The organism is Niabella aquatica, assembly GCF_054779315.1.
Map to the genome: position 1 here is coordinate 71,925 of NZ_BAAGYM010000028.1, position 21,367 is coordinate 93,291.

At 41.5% G+C, this 21,367-nt stretch carries 20 protein-coding genes; 11 read left to right on the forward strand and 9 right to left on the reverse strand.

The features are described 5' to 3' along the window. Positions 1-143 precede the first annotated feature (143 nt). From ACYVBM_RS18080 to ACYVBM_RS18095, 4 genes are all read right to left on the reverse strand, one after another. On the reverse strand, positions 144-455 hold the full coding sequence (locus tag ACYVBM_RS18080; RefSeq protein WP_460687103.1) for a rhodanese-like domain-containing protein: 312 nt from the start codon (positions 453-455) through the stop codon (positions 144-146). 38 nt (positions 456-493) lie between these two features. Continuing rightward, complete coding sequence (locus ACYVBM_RS18085) at positions 494-1,327, reverse strand: PASTA domain-containing protein (protein WP_460687104.1); 834 nt, start codon at positions 1,325-1,327, stop codon at positions 494-496. Between the two features lie 29 nt (positions 1,328-1,356). Then, a complete protein-coding gene (locus ACYVBM_RS18090; RefSeq protein WP_460687105.1) occupies positions 1,357-2,343 on the reverse strand; it encodes a D-alanine--D-alanine ligase in 987 nt (328 codons plus the stop codon). A 142-nt stretch (positions 2,344-2,485) separates the two neighbouring features. Next, positions 2,486-2,833, reverse strand: coding sequence for a 4Fe-4S dicluster domain-containing protein (locus ACYVBM_RS18095; RefSeq protein ID WP_460687106.1), 348 nt, complete (start codon positions 2,831-2,833; stop codon positions 2,486-2,488). A gap of 64 nt (positions 2,834-2,897) precedes the next feature. On the opposite strand from ACYVBM_RS18095, the gene ACYVBM_RS18100 reads away from it, so the two are divergent. From ACYVBM_RS18100 to ACYVBM_RS18135, 8 genes are all read left to right on the forward strand, one after another. After that, entirely contained in the window at positions 2,898-3,902 is a 1,005-nt protein-coding gene (locus ACYVBM_RS18100; protein ID WP_460687107.1) for an acyl-CoA reductase, read from the forward strand. Between the two features lie 156 nt (positions 3,903-4,058). Further along, positions 4,059-5,609, forward strand: coding sequence for a trypsin-like peptidase domain-containing protein (locus ACYVBM_RS18105; protein ID WP_460687108.1), 1,551 nt, complete (start codon positions 4,059-4,061; stop codon positions 5,607-5,609). A 180-nt stretch (positions 5,610-5,789) separates the two neighbouring features. Next, positions 5,790-9,533, forward strand: coding sequence for a phosphoribosylformylglycinamidine synthase (gene purL, locus ACYVBM_RS18110; RefSeq protein WP_460687109.1), 3,744 nt, complete (start codon positions 5,790-5,792; stop codon positions 9,531-9,533). A gap of 121 nt (positions 9,534-9,654) precedes the next feature. Further along, on the forward strand, positions 9,655-10,086 hold the full coding sequence (locus ACYVBM_RS18115) for an RrF2 family transcriptional regulator (protein WP_460687110.1): 432 nt from the start codon (positions 9,655-9,657) through the stop codon (positions 10,084-10,086). Positions 10,087-10,148: 62 nt separating this feature from the next. Further along, complete coding sequence (gene ric, locus ACYVBM_RS18120) at positions 10,149-10,862, forward strand: iron-sulfur cluster repair di-iron protein (protein WP_460687111.1); 714 nt, start codon at positions 10,149-10,151, stop codon at positions 10,860-10,862. Between the two features lie 36 nt (positions 10,863-10,898). Then, on the forward strand, positions 10,899-11,408 hold the full coding sequence (gene azu, locus ACYVBM_RS18125) for an azurin (RefSeq protein WP_460687112.1): 510 nt from the start codon (positions 10,899-10,901) through the stop codon (positions 11,406-11,408). Next, a complete protein-coding gene (locus tag ACYVBM_RS18130; RefSeq protein ID WP_460687113.1) occupies positions 11,401-12,048 on the forward strand; it encodes a Crp/Fnr family transcriptional regulator in 648 nt (215 codons plus the stop codon). Before azu ends, ACYVBM_RS18130 begins: the two co-directional genes overlap by 8 nt. After that, complete coding sequence (locus ACYVBM_RS18135; protein ID WP_460687114.1) at positions 12,048-13,277, forward strand: hypothetical protein; 1,230 nt, start codon at positions 12,048-12,050, stop codon at positions 13,275-13,277. Before ACYVBM_RS18130 ends, ACYVBM_RS18135 begins: the two co-directional genes overlap by 1 nt. Positions 13,278-13,462: 185 nt before the next feature. Here ACYVBM_RS18135 and ACYVBM_RS18140 read toward each other — a convergent pair whose 3' ends face one another. From ACYVBM_RS18140 to ACYVBM_RS18160, 5 genes are all read right to left on the reverse strand, one after another. Beyond that, the gene (locus ACYVBM_RS18140; protein WP_460687115.1) at positions 13,463-13,828 is read right to left on the reverse strand and encodes a group III truncated hemoglobin; all 366 of its coding nucleotides are present in this window, start codon (positions 13,826-13,828) and stop codon (positions 13,463-13,465) included. A gap of 62 nt (positions 13,829-13,890) precedes the next feature. Then, the gene (locus tag ACYVBM_RS18145; protein WP_460687116.1) at positions 13,891-14,658 is read right to left on the reverse strand and encodes an ABC transporter permease subunit; all 768 of its coding nucleotides are present in this window, start codon (positions 14,656-14,658) and stop codon (positions 13,891-13,893) included. Continuing rightward, positions 14,658-15,371, reverse strand: coding sequence for an ABC transporter ATP-binding protein (locus ACYVBM_RS18150; protein WP_460687117.1), 714 nt, complete (start codon positions 15,369-15,371; stop codon positions 14,658-14,660). The genes ACYVBM_RS18145 and ACYVBM_RS18150 overlap by 1 nt, the downstream gene beginning before the upstream one ends. Next, complete coding sequence (locus ACYVBM_RS18155; RefSeq protein ID WP_460687118.1) at positions 15,368-16,615, reverse strand: nitrous oxide reductase family maturation protein NosD; 1,248 nt, start codon at positions 16,613-16,615, stop codon at positions 15,368-15,370. The genes ACYVBM_RS18150 and ACYVBM_RS18155 overlap by 4 nt, the downstream gene beginning before the upstream one ends. Positions 16,616-16,622: 7 nt before the next feature. Continuing rightward, positions 16,623-17,651 (reverse strand): nitrous oxide reductase accessory protein NosL, encoded by a 1,029-nt coding sequence (locus tag ACYVBM_RS18160; RefSeq protein WP_460687119.1) that lies wholly within the window; start codon positions 17,649-17,651, stop codon positions 16,623-16,625. 376 nt (positions 17,652-18,027) lie between these two features. On the opposite strand from ACYVBM_RS18160, the gene ACYVBM_RS18165 reads away from it, so the two are divergent. The 3 genes from ACYVBM_RS18165 (at position 18,028) to ACYVBM_RS18175 (ending at position 21,323) form a co-directional block, all read left to right on the forward strand. After that, a complete protein-coding gene (locus ACYVBM_RS18165; RefSeq protein WP_460687120.1) occupies positions 18,028-18,273 on the forward strand; it encodes a hypothetical protein in 246 nt (81 codons plus the stop codon). A 156-nt stretch (positions 18,274-18,429) separates the two neighbouring features. Beyond that, positions 18,430-19,272, forward strand: coding sequence for a hypothetical protein (locus tag ACYVBM_RS18170; RefSeq protein ID WP_460687121.1), 843 nt, complete (start codon positions 18,430-18,432; stop codon positions 19,270-19,272). A 50-nt stretch (positions 19,273-19,322) separates the two neighbouring features. Further along, positions 19,323-21,323: a TonB-copper family protein gene (locus tag ACYVBM_RS18175; protein WP_460687122.1), complete on the forward strand. Its 2,001-nt coding sequence runs from the start codon at positions 19,323-19,325 to the stop codon at positions 21,321-21,323. Positions 21,324-21,367: the final 44 nt, after the last annotated feature.

Here is a 21,367-nt window from a genome sequence, read left to right on the forward strand (position 1 = left end):
GGCCCGGCAATACTAGAACAGACTCAAATTTCTGAGCGGGAGTCTGGCGTAAGTTAAGTTATCCCGTTTCACATTATCTTAAAGCTTAAAAGCCCTGTGAGTTTTTACATCACAGGGCTTTTAAAAATTTATTACTGCAATTTTTATTCGCTGTCGAATGTCTCTTTCCAGGCTAAAATGCCTCCTTCCACATTTACTGTTTTCTTAAACCCGATTGAATCCAGGTAAAGACAGGCTGCAGCGCTTCTTTTTCCGCTACGACAATGAACGATAACCTCTTCCTCTTCTTTTCCCTCGAGGGAGCCAATATTTCCGTTTTGAATATCGCCCAGAGGAATTAGGGCAGCGCCAATATTATATTCTTCATATTCGGCTGGTTCGCGGCAATCGATGAGGTTTACTTTTTCACCATTGTCCATTCTTTCTTTCAGCTTTTGAACTGTAATGGTTTCCATGCTTATTTAAAGTTTGATTTGAATAATTATTTTCAAAGCTATTCTATTTCAGCTTCGGTACCTGTATGATCAGGCTTCATGGTATGCAGCGAATCTGTTACAGGTGCCGCTACGCTTACCCAAATATCCATCACCTGCCCTGATCGTATGCTGATCACATGTCCCTCGTCATCAAACCTTTCGGGGCTTTGGCGGTACACATATGCATTAGCAGTATCCCTTACATCCGGATTAGGAATAATAGATGCCAGCATGATCCCTTTGCTTTCGAGCAGCGCTCTTGCCTGGCTGGTGGTAAGTCCTATTAAATTAGGAATAGCATACGCAGTTTGACTAAGCTCAGAACCAATCACCAGGTCTATTTTACTCCCCATTGCTATTTTAGCTCCGGGTTGAATAGTGCCTCCTTTATATAACTGCTCCAATACCGAGTTTTTTGCAAAATCAGGACGGAAGGTTGTATCACCCAGCTTCAGCCCTGCATTTTCCAGTACCATCAGTGCATTCCTGAAACTATACCCGACAATATTAGGCATTTCTATTTGAGGAGGATACATCCTGTTATAGGTAAGATAAACGGTTCGCGTAGATTTCACAACTTCCAGCTCATCCGGAACCTGCCTTATTATCTGTGTGGGAGCTAAAGTATCGTAATAAAGGCTATCCTGGATTTCTACAGTAAAGCCGGCATCTGTCAAAATTTTTTCTGCCTCCGCTAATGGTTTTCCTATCACACCCGGTACCGTTTTAGCACTATCATGATTAGTAAACCAGCCTAATGAACTGATCACACCCACAAAGAATAATACGGCTAATAAAATACCGACCAATACATTTGCCCAAAGCGACTTACCTGTAATGAACTTAAACATTCAAAAAATTTATTTAGTAAATATAATGTTTACGCAAAACATTCTTCTACCAGTAAAGTATAAAATTCTTTTAAGCTTTCGCCCGCCGCTGCAACCTGCTGCGGGATAATGCTGGCAGCACTTTGCCCGGGAACAGTATTTATTTCCAGCATAAATGGCTCGCCGATAGCGTCATTAAAAATAAAATCGATGCGGATAACACCCCTGCAGTTAAAGACCGCGTACACTTTTGCAGCAGCGGCTTTCACTTTTTCAGTAACCGATATGTCCACCAGGGCTGGTGTGATTTCAGTAGACTTTCCTTCATATTTAGCCTCAAAATCAAAAAATACTTTAGAAGCATCCGCTGTTACTTCCGTCATAGGTAATGCAATGATCTGGCCTTTTGATCTATACACACCAATAGTGAACTCGCGGCCTGTGATCATTTCCTCCACCAATACCTGCCGGTCTTCTTTAAAGGCTTTTTCAATAGCGGCCTGAAGCTCCTCAGGATTTAAAACCTTGCTCATACCAATACTGGAACCACCACTGTTCGGTTTTACAAAAAGAGGCAGTGTTAGCGTTTGCAACAATGCTTCCGCCGGTACAGGAGAATGATCGAACAATAAAACCGATCGCGCCACATGAATACCTGATTTGGCCGCTACACCGGTTGTATAACTTTTATTCATGGTAATAGCCGATGTGGCAGCATTACACCCTGTATAGGGTATATTGAGCATATCAAAATAACCCTGAAGCTTTCCATCTTCCCCGGGCGTACCATGCAGCGCTATAAGCACTGCGTCAAATATTATTTTTTCCCCGTTGCTGACAATGGTAAAATCGTTTTTATCCACATCCGACCGGGTTCCGTCTTCTGCCACGTAATACCAGCCATTCAGCGTGATATCTATTCTAAATACATTATATCTTTCTTTATCCAGGTTGTTTTGAATGGTAACGGCGCTTTTATAGGAAATTACGGCCTCGCCTGAATAGCCGCCTGTAACAAGTGCAATATTCTTCTTCATAATATAAAAATATGCCACCCGGGTTAAAATACTCTGGTGGCATAAATAAAAATTTAATAAAACGAGTGGTGTTTCATATTTCAAAAACTGTTCGCCAGGAAAATGAAGGGCCGTAATACACTAGTGACCTTAGATTAAAAAATCAAACGTGTAAACGGTCTTTCTTTGCCATTAACTCTTCCACCGTCTCCTGATACATCTCGTCAGGCACACAACAATCCACCGGGCAAACCGAAGCACATTGAGGCTCCTCGTGAAAACCCTGGCACTCTGTGCATTTATCGGGCACAATATAATAAGTATCAACCGCAAGTGGTTCATTCTTATAGTGCACGTCCACCACATTCCCACTCATTAAAGTAAATGCACCGTTAACAGAAGTGCCGTCTGAGATAGCCCATTCTACCCCACCTTCGTAAATTGCATTGTTCGGGCACTCGGGTTCACACGCTCCACAGTTTATACATTCATCCGTAATTTTTATTGCCATAGTCTATTGTTTGTTTTATGAAACTATATTTGTTCGTAATAAAACGCAAAATTACTGAATGGATATGAATTTATCTACACGCATTGAATTAATGAGCAGGCTGGGACAATATATACAACAAAATAATGAAGAGTGGCAAAGCATAAAAGAAAGGGCCTCTGCCCATAACGCCTGGTTTTTGCCCGAATTCATTGATCTCAGTATTCGGAACATTACCGGTCATTTTTTACAGGAAGAGGCCTTAAAGCGTTGGGTAAGGCAATATCCGGGTATTAAAGAAGACAACCCGGCACCCCGGCTTATTGGCATTGTAATGGCAGGGAATATACCTCTGGTAGGTTTTCACGACTTTTTATGTGTGTTTATCAGCGGCCATAAATGCCTGATCAAATTATCGTCCAAAGACGAAATATTAATGAAGCATATAGCAGAAAAGCTGATGGAATGGCAACCCGAACTAAAAAATTTCATTGCATTTGCCGAACTGCTGAAAAACTGCGATGCCTATATAGCTACAGGAAGTAATAGTACCGCCGGTTATTTTGAGTACTATTTCGGAAAATTCCCACACATTATCCGGAAAAACAGAACTTCTGCCGCCCTACTTACCGGAGCTGAAACAAAAGAAGAGCTGGAGCTTCTGGCAGATGATGTGTATCAGTATTTTGGAATGGGATGCAGAAATATCACCAAGCTTTACGTTCCTGAAGGCTATAATTTTTTGCCATTGATCGATGCATTCAAAAAGTATGAATACCTGGCAGATCATCATAAATACAAAAATAATTACGACTATAACCTGGCATTGCACATTTTAAGCAATAAGGTATATATGAGCAATGCCGCTCTCCTGCTCATTGAAGAAGAAGCCATTTTTTCTCCGGTAAGCCAGCTCAATTACCAGTATTACGAAAGCATAGACGCTGTGAAGAGATTACTTGAACATAACGAATCTGTTCAATGCATCGTGGGCAAAGGCTTTACACCATTTGGAGATGCCCAGCGTCCACGCCTCACCGATTATGCCGATGGTGTGGATACAATGAAGTGGCTGGAAGCCCTGAGGTAACTGCCTGCTTTCTAATACCGGGAATAAAGTACGAAGACTTTAGTAAAACTTTGTTAAACTCATTTATTTGTAGAAGAAAAACGTCTGACAATTTGTTATTTTGTATGTACTTAGGAATAGTTTTTGAATCATTCATTATAAAAAGTGAAAAAGAATATGAAAGTTAAACAGTTATTATTAGTGGTAGTAATTAGCTTACTATCAGCTTTTGCAGGAGTTTACATTTACGGAAAATTTTTCAGGGGGCCATCTGCCAATTTGGGCATGCCTGTTGATGGTAAGCTTCCGGTAAATTATGCAGGTTTTTTTGACAATAAAGGCAATGCAGCAGAGGCAACCGATTTTACAAAAGCCTCTCAATCTGCAGTACCTGCAGTTGTGCATATTAAAACCAAAATCCCGGCTAAAAAATTAACCAATGACCTGCCTAACAGCAGAAGCGGGGATCCGTTCGAGGACTTCTTCGGGGACTTTTTTGGTGGGTTTGGCCCCCAGATCGTTCCGGAGCAAAGAGCATCAGGTAGTGGCGTTATTATAAGCCAGGATGGATATATTGTTACCAATAACCACGTTATTTCCGACAGGGACGGAAAAGGTATTGCCCCTGAAATTAAAGTAACCCTGAATGAAGGCCGCAAAACTTATACCGCCAAAGTAGTAGGACGTGATCCCAGTACCGATCTGGCTGTTTTAAAAATAGATGCCACTAATCTTCCTTACCTGATCTATGGCAATTCCGATAACCTGCAGCTAGGCCAGTGGGTATTGGCTGTAGGGTATCCATTCAATCTTGAAGCTACTGTAACAGCCGGTATTATCAGTGCCAAAGGAAGAAGCATAGGTATCAACAGCCAGCAAAGTGAATCGCCGGTAGAATCATTTATTCAAACTGATGCGGCAGTAAACTCGGGAAATAGCGGTGGTGCATTGATCAATACCAACGGAGAGCTTATTGGTATCAACTCTGCCATTCTTGCACCCGGTGGCACTTATGCAGGTTACTCATTTGCCATACCATCAAGCATTGTTAAGAAAATAGTGAATGATATTGTGAAATTTGGTGATGTAAAACGCGGCTATTTAGGCATTACCTATTCTTCTCAAAGCGCTCAGAACGAAGAATACCTGAAAAGGGCTAAAATTCAGGATGGAGTATATGTTTTAGGAACCGATCCCAATGCAGGAGCTGCCAAAGCCGGTATTAAAAAAGGCGATATCATTACCAAGATCAATGGCAGGAACATTACTTCAGGTCTTGAAATAAGCGGCTCGTTGGCCAGTGCACAACCTGGTGATAAGGTACAAATTACCTATCTGCGCGGCGGAAAAGAAACCACAGCAGATGTAACACTTTCTGCACAATCCAAAATAGCCCAGATCTCATCTGCAGAAGCCATTGGCGACAGGTTGGGCGTTGATCTGAAAAACCTTGATACGCAACAGGCCACCAAATTAAGAATCAAGGGGGGTGTTGAAGTTTCCAATATCCGTGCAGATGGGCCATTAAGGAGAACAAGAATGGAAAAGGGCTTTATTATTACCTCCGTAAACGGAGCAGAAATTAAAAATACAGATGATCTGGCAAAAGCCCTGGCAAGTGTAAGAGGAAGTGTAATTGAGCTGGTGGGTATTTATCCGGGCTATAGCGGAAGATATAGTTACCAGATCAATTTATCAGGAGATGATACAGACGGAGGCACATTCTAATAAAACCGCTGAATAATAATGAAAGGGCTGTCAAAATATCTGGCAGCCCTTTTTTAAAATCGCCCGGTAAGGGCGTGGAATTACTTACAAAATTGATTATAGTCAAACTTGTACATCCCGGTAAGTTTGGTTAATTTCGCGCTTCTATTTTTTGACGAAAAGCCCAAACGCTTTAATATAATGATCCACTTCTTTGTGAACCCCCGGAACACTGTTTATGGTGTTCAGACTGATAAAAACCTTTCTACAGACGACATTCAAAAGCTGAACTGGCTCTTCGGCAATGCTAAAAGACTGGACGACAGCATCATACACCATTATTATATAGGCCCTCGCGCCGCCATGATCACTCCCTGGAGCACCAACGCAGTAGAGATTACTCAAAACATGGCGATCAACGGTATTACCAGGATCGAGGAATTTTACCCCGTGCCTGCCGATTTCAATGATTTTGACCCTATGATCTCACAAAAATATGCGGCGCTTACTCAGGAAATGTACACCATTCATATTACACCGGAACCGGTACTGGAAATTGAGGATATTGATGCTTACAATAAGCAGGAAGGGCTTTCTTTAAGCCCTGAAGAAGTGGCATACCTGGACAATTTATCGGTAAAGATCGGGCGTAAGCTAACGGATTCTGAAGTATTTGCCTTCTCCCAGGCCAATTCTGAACACTGCCGCCATAAGATCTTCAACGGAACTTTCGTGATTGACGACGAGGAAATGCCGGCTTCTTTATTCAAGCTGATCAAAAAAACTTCCGAAAACAATCCCAATGAGATCATTTCGGCATATAAAGATAATGTAGCTTTTATTAAAGGCCCTGAAGTAACACAATTTGCCCCCAGATCAGCCGACAAGCCGGATTTCTATGAAGAAAAGGAATTTGAATCTGTTTTATCTTTAAAAGCAGAAACCCATAACTTTCCCACAACAGTCGAGCCGTTTGCCGGTGCAGCCACAGGTTCGGGTGGTGAGATCCGTGACCGTTTAGCCGGTGGCCAGGGAGCTTTGCCTTTGGCCGGAACAGCGGTTTACATGACCGCTTACTCGCGGTTGGAACAAACCCCTGTCACCATCGAACAGAGAGCTGTTACGGAAGCAGCAGGAGAAGTGATCAACCCAAGAAACTGGGAAAAAGCAATGAAGGAGCGCCAATGGTTATACCAGACACCGATGGATATTCTTATCAAAGCATCGAATGGCGCTTCTGATTTTGGTAACAAATTCGGTCAACCTCTTATTGCAGGCTCTGTGCTGACTTTTGAACATGAAGAAAATGGCCGCAAGTTAGGATATGACAAAGTGATCATGCAGGCCGGAGGCGTTGGATATGGCAAATCCGACCAGGCAAAAAAACATACACCCAGGCAAGGCGATAAAATCGTAGTGCTGGGTGGCGAGAACTACCGGATCGGGATGGGAGGTGCTGCAGTTTCATCCGCCGATACCGGCGCTTTTGGTTCGGGTATTGAGCTTAACGCGGTTCAGCGCTCCAACCCTGAGATGCAGAAACGCGCAGCCAATGCCATTCGCGGGTTGGTGGAATCTGATAATAATCCGATCGTTTCCATCCACGACCATGGTGCAGGCGGCCATTTGAATTGTTTGTCGGAACTGGTGGAAGAAACCGGAGGCTTAATCGATTTAGACAAATTGCCGGTTGGCGATCCCACGCTTTCTGCCAAAGAGATTATCGGTAACGAATCGCAGGAAAGAATGGGATTGGTAATCAGTGAAAAGGACATCGACATTTTACAAAAAGTAGCCGACAGGGAACGTGCGCCCATGTATACCGTAGGTGATGTTACCGGCAACCATCGCTTTACTTTCCAATCGAAAAAAACCGGTGAAAAGCCAATGGATTATGCGCTGGAAGACTTCTTCGGCTCTTCCCCAAAAACCATCATGAAAGATAAGAAAGTTAAGTATCAATATACCAGCCTTTCTTATGATGTCCAAAAAGTTCCGGTTTACCTGGAGCAGGTATTGCAATTAGAGGCAGTAGCCTGTAAAGACTGGCTGACCAATAAAGTGGATAGATGTGTGGGCGGCAGAGTGGCTAAACAACAATGCGCGGGGCCATTACAATTGCCCTTGAATAATGTAGGCGTGATGGCTTTGGACTACAGATCTGCCGAAGGTATTGCTACAACGGTAGGACATTCGCCCCTCACTGCATTAATAGACCCTGCAGCCGGTTCAAGAAACGCCATTGCAGAAGCTTTATCGAATATTGTTTTTGCTCCTATTAAAAAAGGCCTGAAAGGTATCTCCCTTTCTGCTAACTGGATGTGGGCCTGTAACAATGAAGGTGAGGATGCCCGTTTATATGAGGCCGTAAAAGCCTGCTCTGACTTCGCAATAGCGCTTGGCATCAATATTCCAACCGGAAAAGATTCGCTTTCGATGAAACAGAAATACCCGGATGGTGAAAACGTGATTGCCCCGGGAACGGTAATTATTTCCGCTGCCGGAAACTGTACAGATATTAATAAAGTAGTAGAGCCTGTTTTACAGAGAAATGCAGGTGCGGTTTATTATATCAACCTGTCGAAAGATGCATTCCAATTAGGCGGTTCTTCATTTGCACAAATCAATAATAAAATCGGCGCAGAAGCACCCGATATAAAAGATGCTTCCTATTTTGCAAAAGCATTTAATACAGTGCAGGAATTAATCAACAATAATCAAATCGCTGCTGGGCACGATGTGGGAAGTGGAGGATTGATTACAACATTACTGGAAATGTGTTTTGCAGATGTGAACCTGGCGGCAAATTATGATTTAAGCGTATTAAATGAAGCCGACACTGTAAAAGCTTTGTTCAATGAAAATATTGCATGGGTGTTACAAGCCAAAGACAATACGGCTTTTGAAACCGCTTTAAAAGATGCAGGAATTAATGCGGTGAAAATCGGAACAGTACTTGAAGGTACTGACATCAATTTCAAAAATAATGAAGATACCTTTACTTTCAATATTGCAGTAGCCCGTGATACCTGGTATCAAACATCTTTCCTTTTAGATGATAAACAGACGAAAAACGGGTTGGCTAAAGTACGCTTTGATAATTATAAATACCAGCCATTAGTGTATAAGTTCCCCGTACACTTCAATGGCAAAAGGCCCGTTATTTCGGGTAATAGCGAAAAATCTCCAAAACCAAAAGCGGCTGTTATCCGCGAAAAAGGTTCCAACTCCGAACGTGAAATGGCGAATGCCATGTACCTCGCAGGATTCGATGTAAAAGACGTCCACATGACCGATCTCATATCCGGCCGCGAAACACTGGAAGATATCCAGTTTATTGGAGCCGTAGGCGGATTCTCCAATTCGGATGTATTAGGCTCGGCGAAAGGCTGGGCAGGAGCCTTCTTATATAATGAGAAAGCCCAAAAAGCTTTGGTCAATTTCTTTTCCCGCCCCGATACAATGTCTGTAGGTATCTGTAACGGCTGTCAGCTGTTTATGGAGCTGGAGCTCATCAACCCGGATCATGCTGAACATGGCAAAATGCATCACAATAACTCCGGTAAACACGAATGTAATTTCGTTTCGGTAAAAGTGCAGGAAAATAATTCTATTATGCTGAAAACCTTATCCGGAACAACATTAGGCGTCTGGATCTCACACGGAGAAGGAAAATTCCATTTACCCAATACGGAAGACCAGTACCATATTGTAGCAAAATATGCTTACGATCAGTACCCGCATAATCCGAACGGATCGGACTATAACACCGCAATGATGTGCGATGCAACGGGTCGTCATCTGGTAACCATGCCGCATATCGAACGCTCTATTTTCCAATGGAACTGGGCCAACTACCCTACTGGCAGGCAGGATGAAGTTTCGCCGTGGTTAGAAGCTTTTATCAATGCCAGGATGTGGTGTGAGAAAGTAAAAAACCTGTAAGGTTTCAGAAACCTTATAGATTGGTAATACGGGATATCGCACTTTGTTTGATCAAAATAAAAGATAAAAAACTCTTTTATTTATCAATTATCTCTTATCTTTGTACCCTAAATTCCGGCGGATGTTTTCAAAAACTTGTGAATATGCAATTCGTGCTATGTTATTCATAGCCCAAAAGTCGAAAGACGGTGAGCGGGCAGGTATTAAAGAGATAGCAAAAGGTATTGATTCGCCTGAACATTTTGTAGCCAAAATTTTACAGGATCTGAGCAGGAAAAACCTGGTACAGTCTGTAAAAGGGCCCAACGGCGGATTTTATCATGATAAAACCTCTCTGAAATATTCCATGGCCGATATTGTAAAAACGGTGGATGGCGACAAAATATTTGAGGGTTGTGGATTAGGGTTAAGACAATGTTCAGAAACTCACCCCTGCCCTATCCACCACGAATTTAAAAAAATAAGAAAAGAGATCAAACAAATGCTGGAAAACGCCAAACTGGGCACTTTTTCCGAGGAGCTGGAAAAGCAGCTTACTTTTTTGAAGCGATAATTTTTTTGACATAATAAAAGATAAAAATATCTTTATATCTTAATAAATAGAATTTGAATATCATGAGTATCACACAAGAAACAATTGTAGGTGAACTGGTAGCCCGCGATTACAGAACAGCTCCTGTCTTTAAAGAACATGGCATTGATTTTTGCTGTAACGGCAACCGTACCATCCAGGAAGCCTGCGAACAAAAACATGTAGCCATCGATATGCTGATCCAGCACCTGCTGCAAGTTTCGGTCCACCGTGGCAATATCAATATTGATTACCAGTCGTGGCCGCCGGACCTGCTTGCCGACTACATTGAAAAGAAACATCACCGGTATGTAAAAAACAGGATCAGGGAAATTACGCCATTCCTTCAAAAAGTGGCACGGGTACATGGTGAGCGCCACCCGGAACTATTACAGGTTGAATATTTGTTTGCTGCATCAGCAACCGAGCTGACAGAGCATCTTAAAAAGGAAGAACAAATCCTCTTCCCTTATATCAGGAAAACAATAACAGAAGGCCCCAGCCGGCCGGCATTTGGCACTGTTGAAAACCCTATTAGTGTTATGATGGATGAACACAGCAGTGAAGGAGCGCGTTTTCAGAAGATAGCGGAATTAACCGATAACTATACGCCGCCGGAAGATGCATGCAATACCTATCGTGTTACTTTTTCTTTACTGAAGGAGTTCGAGGAAGACCTGCACCTTCATATCCACCTGGAAAATAATATCCTCTTTCCAAAGGCTATTGAATTGGAAAAACAGCTTAGATTGTCATAATCACTTGTACATTTTAATCTTCATAATCATCAGTAAATGAAAAAAACAATACTCTTTTTAAGCATCACAGCTTTATTAGTTACTTCCTGTGGCAGCCCCGACACTCCGGCCGCTCATGAGGCTGAAACTGTACCTGCCGAAGCTACCGTACCTGAAGCCAAAACATCAACAGAAGCTTTCATAACTATTAACGGCGGCGATGATATGAAGTTTGACCTTTCCGAAATAAAAGTAAAAGAAGGGCAAACGGTAAAACTCACCTTACATCATACAGGAAAATCTCCTAAAATTGCAATGGGGCATAACTTTGTATTATTAGCACAGGGAATTTCGCTCACTGAATTTGCCAATGAAGCTATTAATGCCAAGGACAACGATTATATTCCCGCAGGCCGGGAAAAAGACATAATAGCCCATACCAAAGTAATAGGCGGTGGCGAATCTGATTCAATAGAATTTACTGCTCCGCCAAAGGGCAATTATGAATTTTTATGTTCTTTCCCCGGACACTCCGCCATGATGAAAGGAACCTTTATTGTTGAATAACGAGTTACACATCAATGCAGGGAATGTTCCTGCATTGATATTTGTACAGATGCAGATAGATTATGACATATTAGTTACGTATGGTGGTATTGCCAGGAAATTTGAAAAGGGAACTTTTATTTTTCATGAAGATACTATGCCTTATTATTATTACCAGGTGCTTTCTGGTGAAGTAAGACTATTCTCTACCAATACAGAGGGTAAAGAATTAAACCAGGGCATTTTTAAACCAGGACAATGCTTTGGAGAACCGCCTTTGTTACTGGGAAAGGCCTATCCCTGCACTGCACAGGCAATGGCAGACAGCGTTATTATTAAGGTACGGAAAGAACATTTCCTTGATATTTTACACGATTATCCCGAGCTGGTGAACAGAATGATGTACACTTTTGCAGAACGCATTTATAACAAATCATCATCAGTGCAAATATGGGTGCAGCATACTCCAGAGGAAAAGATTATGCAGTTTCTAAAAACCAACAAACAGCATAAAAACAATGGCCAAAAGGAGCTGGTATGCTATACAAGGCAACAAATAGCCGATTTTACGGGCCTCCGGGTGGAGACTGTTATACGCACCTTAATGCGGATGAAAAACAAAGGAGCAGTGAAAATAGAAGATCATAAACTTTATTTCTGATGGCTGATCCAGGTATCGTTAAATGGTTAAGATGGGGATTATTTAACCTCGCTATTGTAGCGCTTTACGGCTTTTTAATGCGTTACAAAATAGCTTTTAGTTTTCCTTTCTTTGAACAGAAGCACCTGTTGCACGCCCATTCTCATTTTGCCTTTAGCGGGTGGATCAGCCAAATATTATACACGGGGTTTGCCATACTTTTATCTCCTCATCTGCCTCACGCCAAACAAAAAAAATACAAGGTGCTGCTGGCATGCAATCTTGTGTCGGCATTTGGTATGCTGGCAGCATTTACTATACAGGGTTACAAAGCTGTATCCATTGCTTTTTCTACTATTTCTATATTAATAGCAATAATCTACGCCGTTGCTTTTATAAGGGATAGCAAACACCTTCCGGCTTCCCACCCTTCAACATACTGGGCTACAGCTGCCTTATTGCTTAATGTACTATCTGCTGCAGGGCCGCTTTCATTGGCCTATATGATGGCTTCTAAAAATGTCCAGCACGATATCTATCTCGGTTCCGTTTACTTTTACCTGCATTTTCAATACAATGGCTGGTTCCTTTTTGGCTGCATGGCCTTAGTTACAGCTTATGTACCTAAGGGATTCCCTTCTCTTAAAAAGCATTTTGTTCTTTTTGCTGCTACTGTTGTACCCACATTCTTCCTGTCTGTATTGTGGGTGAAGCTACCAGCCTGGCTTTATTTACTGACGGTAGCTGCAACCTTTGTGCAACTTTCCTGCTGGATTTCGTTGCTGCCGAAATTGTGGAAATATTACAGCCCGCAGACCTCCGGCACATTACCCTATTGGATAAAGATGCTGTTCTATATTTCGGCTATTGCGCTTACCATAAAGTTTGTTTTACAGACGGTTTCAGTTATTCCATCACTAAGCCAGTTGGTATTTGGATACAGACCGGTAGTAATTGCATACCTGCACCTGGTGTTATTAGGTGTTTACAGCCTTTTTTTAACAGGCTATCTTTTCTGTCAAAAAATAATACGACCTACCAAAGCTGCAAAACTGGCTGCTCTGGGATTCCTGGCAGGTATAACGCTTAATGAATGCCTGTTAGGCATACAGGGACTTGCAGCTTTTGCTTATATACCGATTCCGTATATCAACGAAATGTTACTGGTAGCCGCAGGTGTTTTATTATGCAGCACGACCGGGTTAGCCATCATACAAATCAGCCGGGCTTTTAATATAAAGGATGAATAAATAAATATTGCTCACTACTAAATACAAGGGCTTACACAGAAAGAGCACTGCGATCCTTTGTGTATTTTGTAAGAAATAATAGTACTCAATCCGAACGGATATGGCTTATGGAATCCATAGATTTACACAGGAAAGTTCTGCAACCGTCTATCTTGTTTGTCAGAGAATAATAAAGTGAATTGTCGCTACATTTTTTGCATCATAACAGAAGCTATTGACCCGGCGTGTTGTTTCATTTTGTCTGCATTGACACCGGCAAAAAGATCATCTACAGAAGTATTGAATAGATCCAGCCATTTCTGAAAATGCTCAGGCTTTGTAGCAAAGCGCTGATTAATACCACGATGAGTAGTAATGGGATTCCCCTCATAATTCCCGCTGAAAAATAAAACGTTTTCCCAGAAAGCGCACATTAATGGAATGTGCTTTTTCCAGTCAACCGGTATAACTTCTGTAAAGAAAAAACCAATGGCTGCATCTTCTTTTACTTTTTCGTAAAATGAGCGCACCACCATTTCGATGTCTTCCCTGTTAGATACATCAGGTTTCATTGTTAATGCTTTTATACAGCATCAGGCTGCAGATTAAATAATAGCGGTCATAATCATAACTGTTACAGATCTTTCTTTTTAAACTTTCGTACCGATATGTAAAAAGGAACAATTACCCATAATACGAGCAATGTAAAAGATAAAACAAGACCAGCATTAGTTCCAAAAAAACTTTTAAATATAGCACCCGTATAGCCCATCATTGCCGATACATCTAAGCGTAGCAGAATAAGGATACGGCATAAGTCCACCGGACTCAGCGCGCTTAGCATTACCACCATCTTTTCGACAGGATAATCTGCAAACTGAAAAAAGATAAATAATACCAGCCCGTCAAATAATAATGCAAAGTACAGCCACAACATTATGGAAATACCGATCCCCTTTGCCTTGTCCCGGGTAAGGATACTGCTTAGAAATGCAATGGCCACAAATATAACCGACAATAAAGAGCCGGCTGTGATCATGATCAATGCTATATCCCAATTTGCAAAAATCAACAAAGGGATGCCTGCCCCAATCATATACGCCACTACCATACTTAATGACAGGCCAGTAAACAAAGCCTTCCAGATCTTACTTCGCTTCACAGGGTGGCTTACGAGTAATTCAATAAACTCATTACTGTTGTACACATATATAGTGGTAAATAAAACCGACATTAACGGAACGGTCAGCAATATAATATTCAATACCGTTAATACGCCTTTAGTACTATTATTCTCTAAACTGAAAGCGCTCCAGGAAAACAGCGCCAGCATAACAGCATATACGATTACTACCCTGTTTTTTAGAATATCTATCGCCACATATTTCAAAATCCTTGTCATCAGTTTTCTGTTTCTGTTTTTAAAAGATGTACAATAGACCTGGCTATTGATTTTTGACCGGTTACCGACTTTAGCTCTTCCACATTTTTATGCAGTATCAGCTTACCTTCCTGCATAAAAATAACCTGGCTCACTATATCTTCCAGCTCGCTAAGGAGATGCGATGTGATAAGAACAAGGCAGCCTTTTCTTTTTGCACTGATTATTTTTTCTTTCAGTATTTCAGATGCAACCGGGTCAAGGCCTGCGGTAGGCTCATCTAATATCAATACCCAGGGATTGAAAAGGAAAGCCAGTGTAGCACTTATCTTTTGAGTAGTGCCCCCGCTCAGGGTACGCATTCGCTTGTCTAGCATACCGGCTATTTCAAACTGATGATAGAGGTCTTCATCTAAAGCACTGCCGTCATTTCGAATACCTTTAATCATATCCAGCACATGCCCGATGGTCATATTTTCGGGATAGCGCCCAATCTGTGGCATATACCCAATATGCCGGCGATATGCATCATCATTCATCACCTGTTTGCCATCAAAAATAATTTCGCCTTCATCCGGCAGAACCATTCCTAAAATACATTTAATAAGCGTTGTCTTTCCACAACCGTTAGGGCCTATCAGGGCAATGCACTCTCCTTTCTGTAAATGCAGATCCAAATGATCCAGGACCTTTAGCTTTCCGAAACGCTTGCTTATATTCTTTACTTCTATCATAAACTGTAAGGCCCCATACGAGGCTTATTGTCAACAAAATTCTCCGGTGTAAGGCTTGGTAATATTTTTTCCGATTTGTCCAAAAGTCCTATCATAAAGCTCCTGTATAACAACATAGCAGGAGGATTTTTTTCTACAATAACGGCATACAGGCTAAGCGGGTGATAAGGCACATCACCAATTTTGTCCTTATTTAAATCATAACCCTCATATTTGTCCCAAAAATTCTCACTGAATTGATTAAGTGTTAGCGTACCGTTAGTGGCAACATCGAACGTGTTGCCAATAAAATTGTTATTACGGATCGTATTATCCATACAGTTGGCCTGCATCCGCATTCCCCAGCCATTTGCCTGGAAAAGATTCCGTTCTGCAATGATACGGTTACTGCCATCGAAAAAAACACCGGTTGTATTTTTTATAAACCTGTTGCCAGACAGATAGCAGTCGGACAGTTCTTTAAATAATATACCATAAGCTGCATCACCCCAGTTTTCTTCAAAAGTATTGTTCATCATCACTACTTTTTTCGTAAACATTACTGCTACTCCGGCGCCATTGCTTTTGAAATAATTGGTGATATAGGCATTGCTGTGAGAAAACATGAAATGTAAACCATAACGGAGGTTATACTTTGAAACATTGCGCCAGATAACAGAGCCTGTTACAAATTCGAAATAAATACCATCGCGGTGGCCTTCAATTTTATTACCAATGATCTGCAGGCTGTCGCTTTTCCAGCAATGGATACCATTACCTGACTGACTTTCTTCCTTTTGAGAGGCTTTGATGACATTGCTCTTTACCAGGCAATGAGCCGCATATTGCAGGTAAATACCAAAGTAATTATTGAGTAATACATTACCCGTCACCTTAACGTTGGCAGCGTTATATACTTTGATAGCGCCTGTATCATCCATCACTCCTCTCCCAGAATTTTGAATAACAAAACCTGAAATGGTTACACTATCGCTTTTTACTGATAAAACTTCATATTGCAGCTCGCCATCCAGCACCGGCATATCTTCTCCCATCAGGTATACTGGTTTATCAATAATAATATTGCCTTCTTTATAAATTCCTTTTTTTACCAGAATAGTATCGCCCGCATGACTTACAGAAATCGCCTTTTTAATTGCAGCAATCCTTTGCCCTTCCCCAACATATATTACCCCGGCATAAGCAGCATGGGCTAATAAAATGTAAAAAACAACAGTAATGTAATATATTTTCTTAGTGAACATAAATATATCAATGAGGATCAGCTGCAGCAGTTGTCTTTAGCAAATCCTGCCATACCAAAATATTTGTATTGTATTTTACTGCATATGCTGCCGCTTCGTTTTTACTTTTAAAAGCAGCTGTATTACCTCCCATGGGACTGCGTACCTCTTGATGACGCACATAGAAAACTGTAAGTGCGTCCAGCCATTGCCCGCCCTTCATATAGTCACCTATATAGTATTTCTTTATGTCCGGACTGTTGGCATTGATATAATCCAGCATACAGGAAATATCATCAAACTTATATACCCTGCCTTTTTTTGTAATCAGCTCTGCTGCAAAACGGCTTTCCGATATAGACATTTTACAGGATGCGCAGGTATCTTTGTTATAGTCGATAGCTACCGGTTCATCGGTATTACAGGAAGAAAATATACCTAGCACGGCTATGGCCATAACCAAAGTTTTAACCGGAACACGCGGGCGCTTTCTTATTTCCAGAACTACAGCTATAACCAGTAACAGGCCTGCAGCTACAAACAACCATCCGCCTGTGGAAGGAATAGAATAAGCTCCAAAATTAAGCAGCTGTTTAAAGCCAATCAAAGGAGGCTGGTAAGACATACCCGGAACCTTAATAGCTGCATCGGGATCAAGATTATGTCCGTAATCATATTCCCATTTCCAGAAGTCGGCCATTGCAACTATACCAAACAGTATGAATAAACTTAAAACCATATACAGTCCCTTTTTCTTACCCCAAAAAGCTATAGCCAAAAACAAAAGAGCAAAGACTGCTATTATATAGGGTAAAACTGTAAATTCAACAAAATCGTTGGCATGCAGGGTTTTCATGCCTATATAATGATTAAGGCCATTTATTATGTCCACATCCCCAGCCAGCTTGTTAGCCCAGATCTGTAATATCAAACCTTCGGGATATTGCGGAGCATCGAGATAAATATTCCAGACAGGTACAAAAAGTGATATAATCAAACACAAAGCAGCTAAAACAAGCAAGACTTTTGAAATACCTGAAAGCTTATTATTTTTCATTATAAACGTATTTTACAGTGACTATTATTACCTGGAGCATAAGAACACAAAACTATTTTTTATACGCTTAAAGACTTATGACCACGATCATACTTTGGCTGTAATAAATCGGATAACTTTGTCTGAATTCAGGGCATGCATGGCCATATATCAGCCATTTTTGTTACCTTCGCGCAGCTTTTAATTTTTAGACCAGGTGTTAAAACTTCGTAAAACAGCCGCTTTTATTTTGCTTTTTCTACTGTTTTTGTGTGTCACAAAAAACAGCGCGCTGCTTATTTTTTATAAGGCCAACACCTCATTATTTGTAAGCTTATTGTGCGAAAACAAATCAAGGCCTGCGCTAAAATGTAACGGCAAATGCAAGCTGGCCCAAATGGCTAAAGAGCAGGACCAGCAGGATGGGGCTGCGGCGCTTGCCCATTTACAGCAAGAGGTTTTCCTGTACTACCAGGAACCTGCAACGCTATTGAAAGATCCCGCTTTTAATGATATTCAAACAAGGGCTTTCCCTCTTTATGCCAACAACCGGTATTCTTTTTTATACCTTTCCCGAAACGATAAGCCTCCCGATTTTTTAAGCTACATACGGGTACCTGAAACTTTTCCGCAGTATTGCTGATACCTGCCTGATGCAGGTAAAAAACTGTTGTTTCGCCTTTTTGCCAACATCTAAACGCCGGAAACTTTTATGTGCCCGCCGATAACAGGGTCTTATACAAATGATTCATATCGCTTCAAGGTATGATCAGATATTCTATTGCTTAAATTATATACAATGAATTTATTAAAATATATCAGCGTGCTGGCGCTGGCAGTTACTTTTGCGTCCTGCACCAAAGAAAATATACCCGAAGACAATAATGATGAAACAGCCGGTTTAACACTGGCAGCAACCATTACCAATGCCACACATACAATAGGGCTGTACACCGAAAGCGGTACATTCCAGCAAGGCTATAATAAAGTATTCTTTCAAATAAAAAATAATGATGGCGGCCTGGTAAACAATGCCACCGTAAGCTGGAAACCTGTAATGCACATGATGAACATGCAGCATGCCTGCCCCTACTCACCTGTCACTAAAGTGGCCGGTAAGCATTCGTTATATGAAGGTTTTATAGTATTCCAGATGGCCGGTAACGATACCGAATACTGGGAGCTGGGCATTGATTACACTATTGGGGGAAATAGCTATTCCGCCGGCAGCAAAATAAATGTTACGGCTCCTGCCAAAAGAAATATTGTATCATTTAAAGGAAACGATAATGTAAATTATATAATAGCATTGATAGCACCTGCGAACCCCAAAGTAGCAGTGAACGACATACAGGCAATGGTGTTTAAAATGCAGGATATGATGACATTTCAAACGGTGGACGGCTACACTATCAAAATTGATCCGCGTATGCCCGGCATGGGTAACCATAGTTCTCCCAACAATACCGATCTGAAACAAAGCGGTTCAGATAAAATATATCACGGTAAACTGAGCCTCACGATGACGGGATACTGGAAAATTAATCTGCAGCTGGAAAATCAGTCCGGTACTATATTAAAAGGCGAACCTGTAACTACCGCTAATGAAAGCAGTAGTATTTATTTTGAAATAGAATTTTAATCAGCTTACAATTTACCAGGCATTTTAATACCAACAGTAAAAAATAATTCATGAACCGACAATGCAGCAGCTTCCTGCTGTGCCTTTGCCTTCCATTAATGGCAAAGGCACAAAGGGACTCTATATATCACTACGACAGTATCCGCCATATACAGCTGGAAAATATTATCGTAATTGCCCAACAGCATTCAGGCAATAAAAAAGTCAAGGTACTTTCCACTTTAGATGGATACCTGGAAAATGATAATACCATCAATATGATAAAGCGCGGCGCTTATGCCTGGGAGCCATTGCTGAACGGCATGGCAACAGAACGTTCTGTGATCACTGTTGATGGCATGCGTATATTCGGCGCCTGTACCGATAAAATGGACCCCGTTACCTCTTATGTTGAAATTACCAATTTAAGCAAAGCAGATATACATAGCGGCCAGTCTGGCGCAGCCAATGGCGCTACCATAGCAGGCAGTATCAATTTAGCAAGAAAGACAGCAGGCTTTAGTGACCGCGGTTTTAATGGCAGTGCTTTTACAGGCCTGGAAACGGCCAACATGCAAAAAATTGCCGGTACCAGTCTGCAATATGCTTCCCGCAGATTCTTTACCGATTTTGATTTTACATACAGGGATGCCAACAATTATAAAGCCGGGGGAGGGAAAGAGATTTTGTACTCCCAGTTTACCAAATATAATGTTTCTGCTAACGCCGGTATTCAAATGAACGACCACCAGCAATTATCAGCTTCGGTAATATATGACAGAGCCATGAATGTCGGATATCCTGCATTGCCTATGGATGTATCATTAGCCAGGGCGTTTATAGGCTCGGTAGCATATAAGCACCACCATTTATCTCCTTTTATTGAAAACTGGGAAACCAAACTTTACTATAATGCCGTGACCCATATCATGGATGACAGTAAACGCCCGGTAGTGCCCATACGTATGGATATGCCGGGATGGGCCAGGACCGGTGGCTTTTATTCTAAACTCAGTGGTGCAGGAGGTAAACATAACTGGCTGGCAAACCTGTCAGGATATTATAATACCTCTCTGGCAGAAATGACCATGTTTTCCAACAACCCCGCAGAAAAAGATATGTTTATGCTTACCTGGCCCGATGTGCATAGCCTTTACAGCGGCATATTTATAGAAGATCATATTACTATAAATAATAACTGGAGTACAGCATTCACCCTGGGCTCTGGTATCAATAATAATATAGTAAAAGATGAGCAAGGCTTTGAAAGTCTGAAAATATTTTACCCGCAAATGCAGAAAAGTAACACCAGGTTATTAAATAATATCAGCGCAAAGGTAAATTACCGGCAACAACAGTGGAAGCTGGGCGCTGGTTTAGGATATGGAGAGAGAGCCCCTGCTGTTTCTGAAGGCTATGGGTATTATTTATTTAACAGCTTTGACCGTTTTGATTATATAGGTAACCCCGGTATGCAAAAGGAAAGATCTTTAGAATTAAACGCGGTATCTTCTTTTACTTCCAAAAATTTTTCCATAGAAGCGCAGGCCAATCTTTTCAGAATATCCGGTTATATCATCGGGAAACCCAATCCTGATCTTTCTCCGATGACCATAGGCGCTAACGGCGTAAAAGTATATGAGCAGTTACCACAGGCAATGGTCTTCAATGCAAGCGTGTCCGCTGTCTACCAATTTATGAAAGCGCTCTCTTTATCCGGTAAAACGGTTTACCGGTCAGGAAGATCAGGAGCACTCAGGTTGCCGCTTATACAGCCGCTCAGCTATGGTACTACCCTGCAGTACCAGCGTCATCAATTCATGGCCGAGGCCAGCATGGAAGGAGCATTGGCTCAAACCAGGTACAGCGCCACATTTGGAGAAACACCGGCTAAAGCATATACTGTATTTAATATATCGGCATCGCAACAACTGAATTTTAATAACCATAAGCTGACCATAAAAGCCGGAGTAGAAAATCTCCTGGATAAGTATTACAGCACCTTTGCAGACTGGAACCGTATACCCAGGATGGGAAGAAATGTTTTTATTAATGTGCTTTATGGGTTTTAGCAGGCAGACCGGTCTTCTATACTTAAAGCCTGTTTAAAATTTAT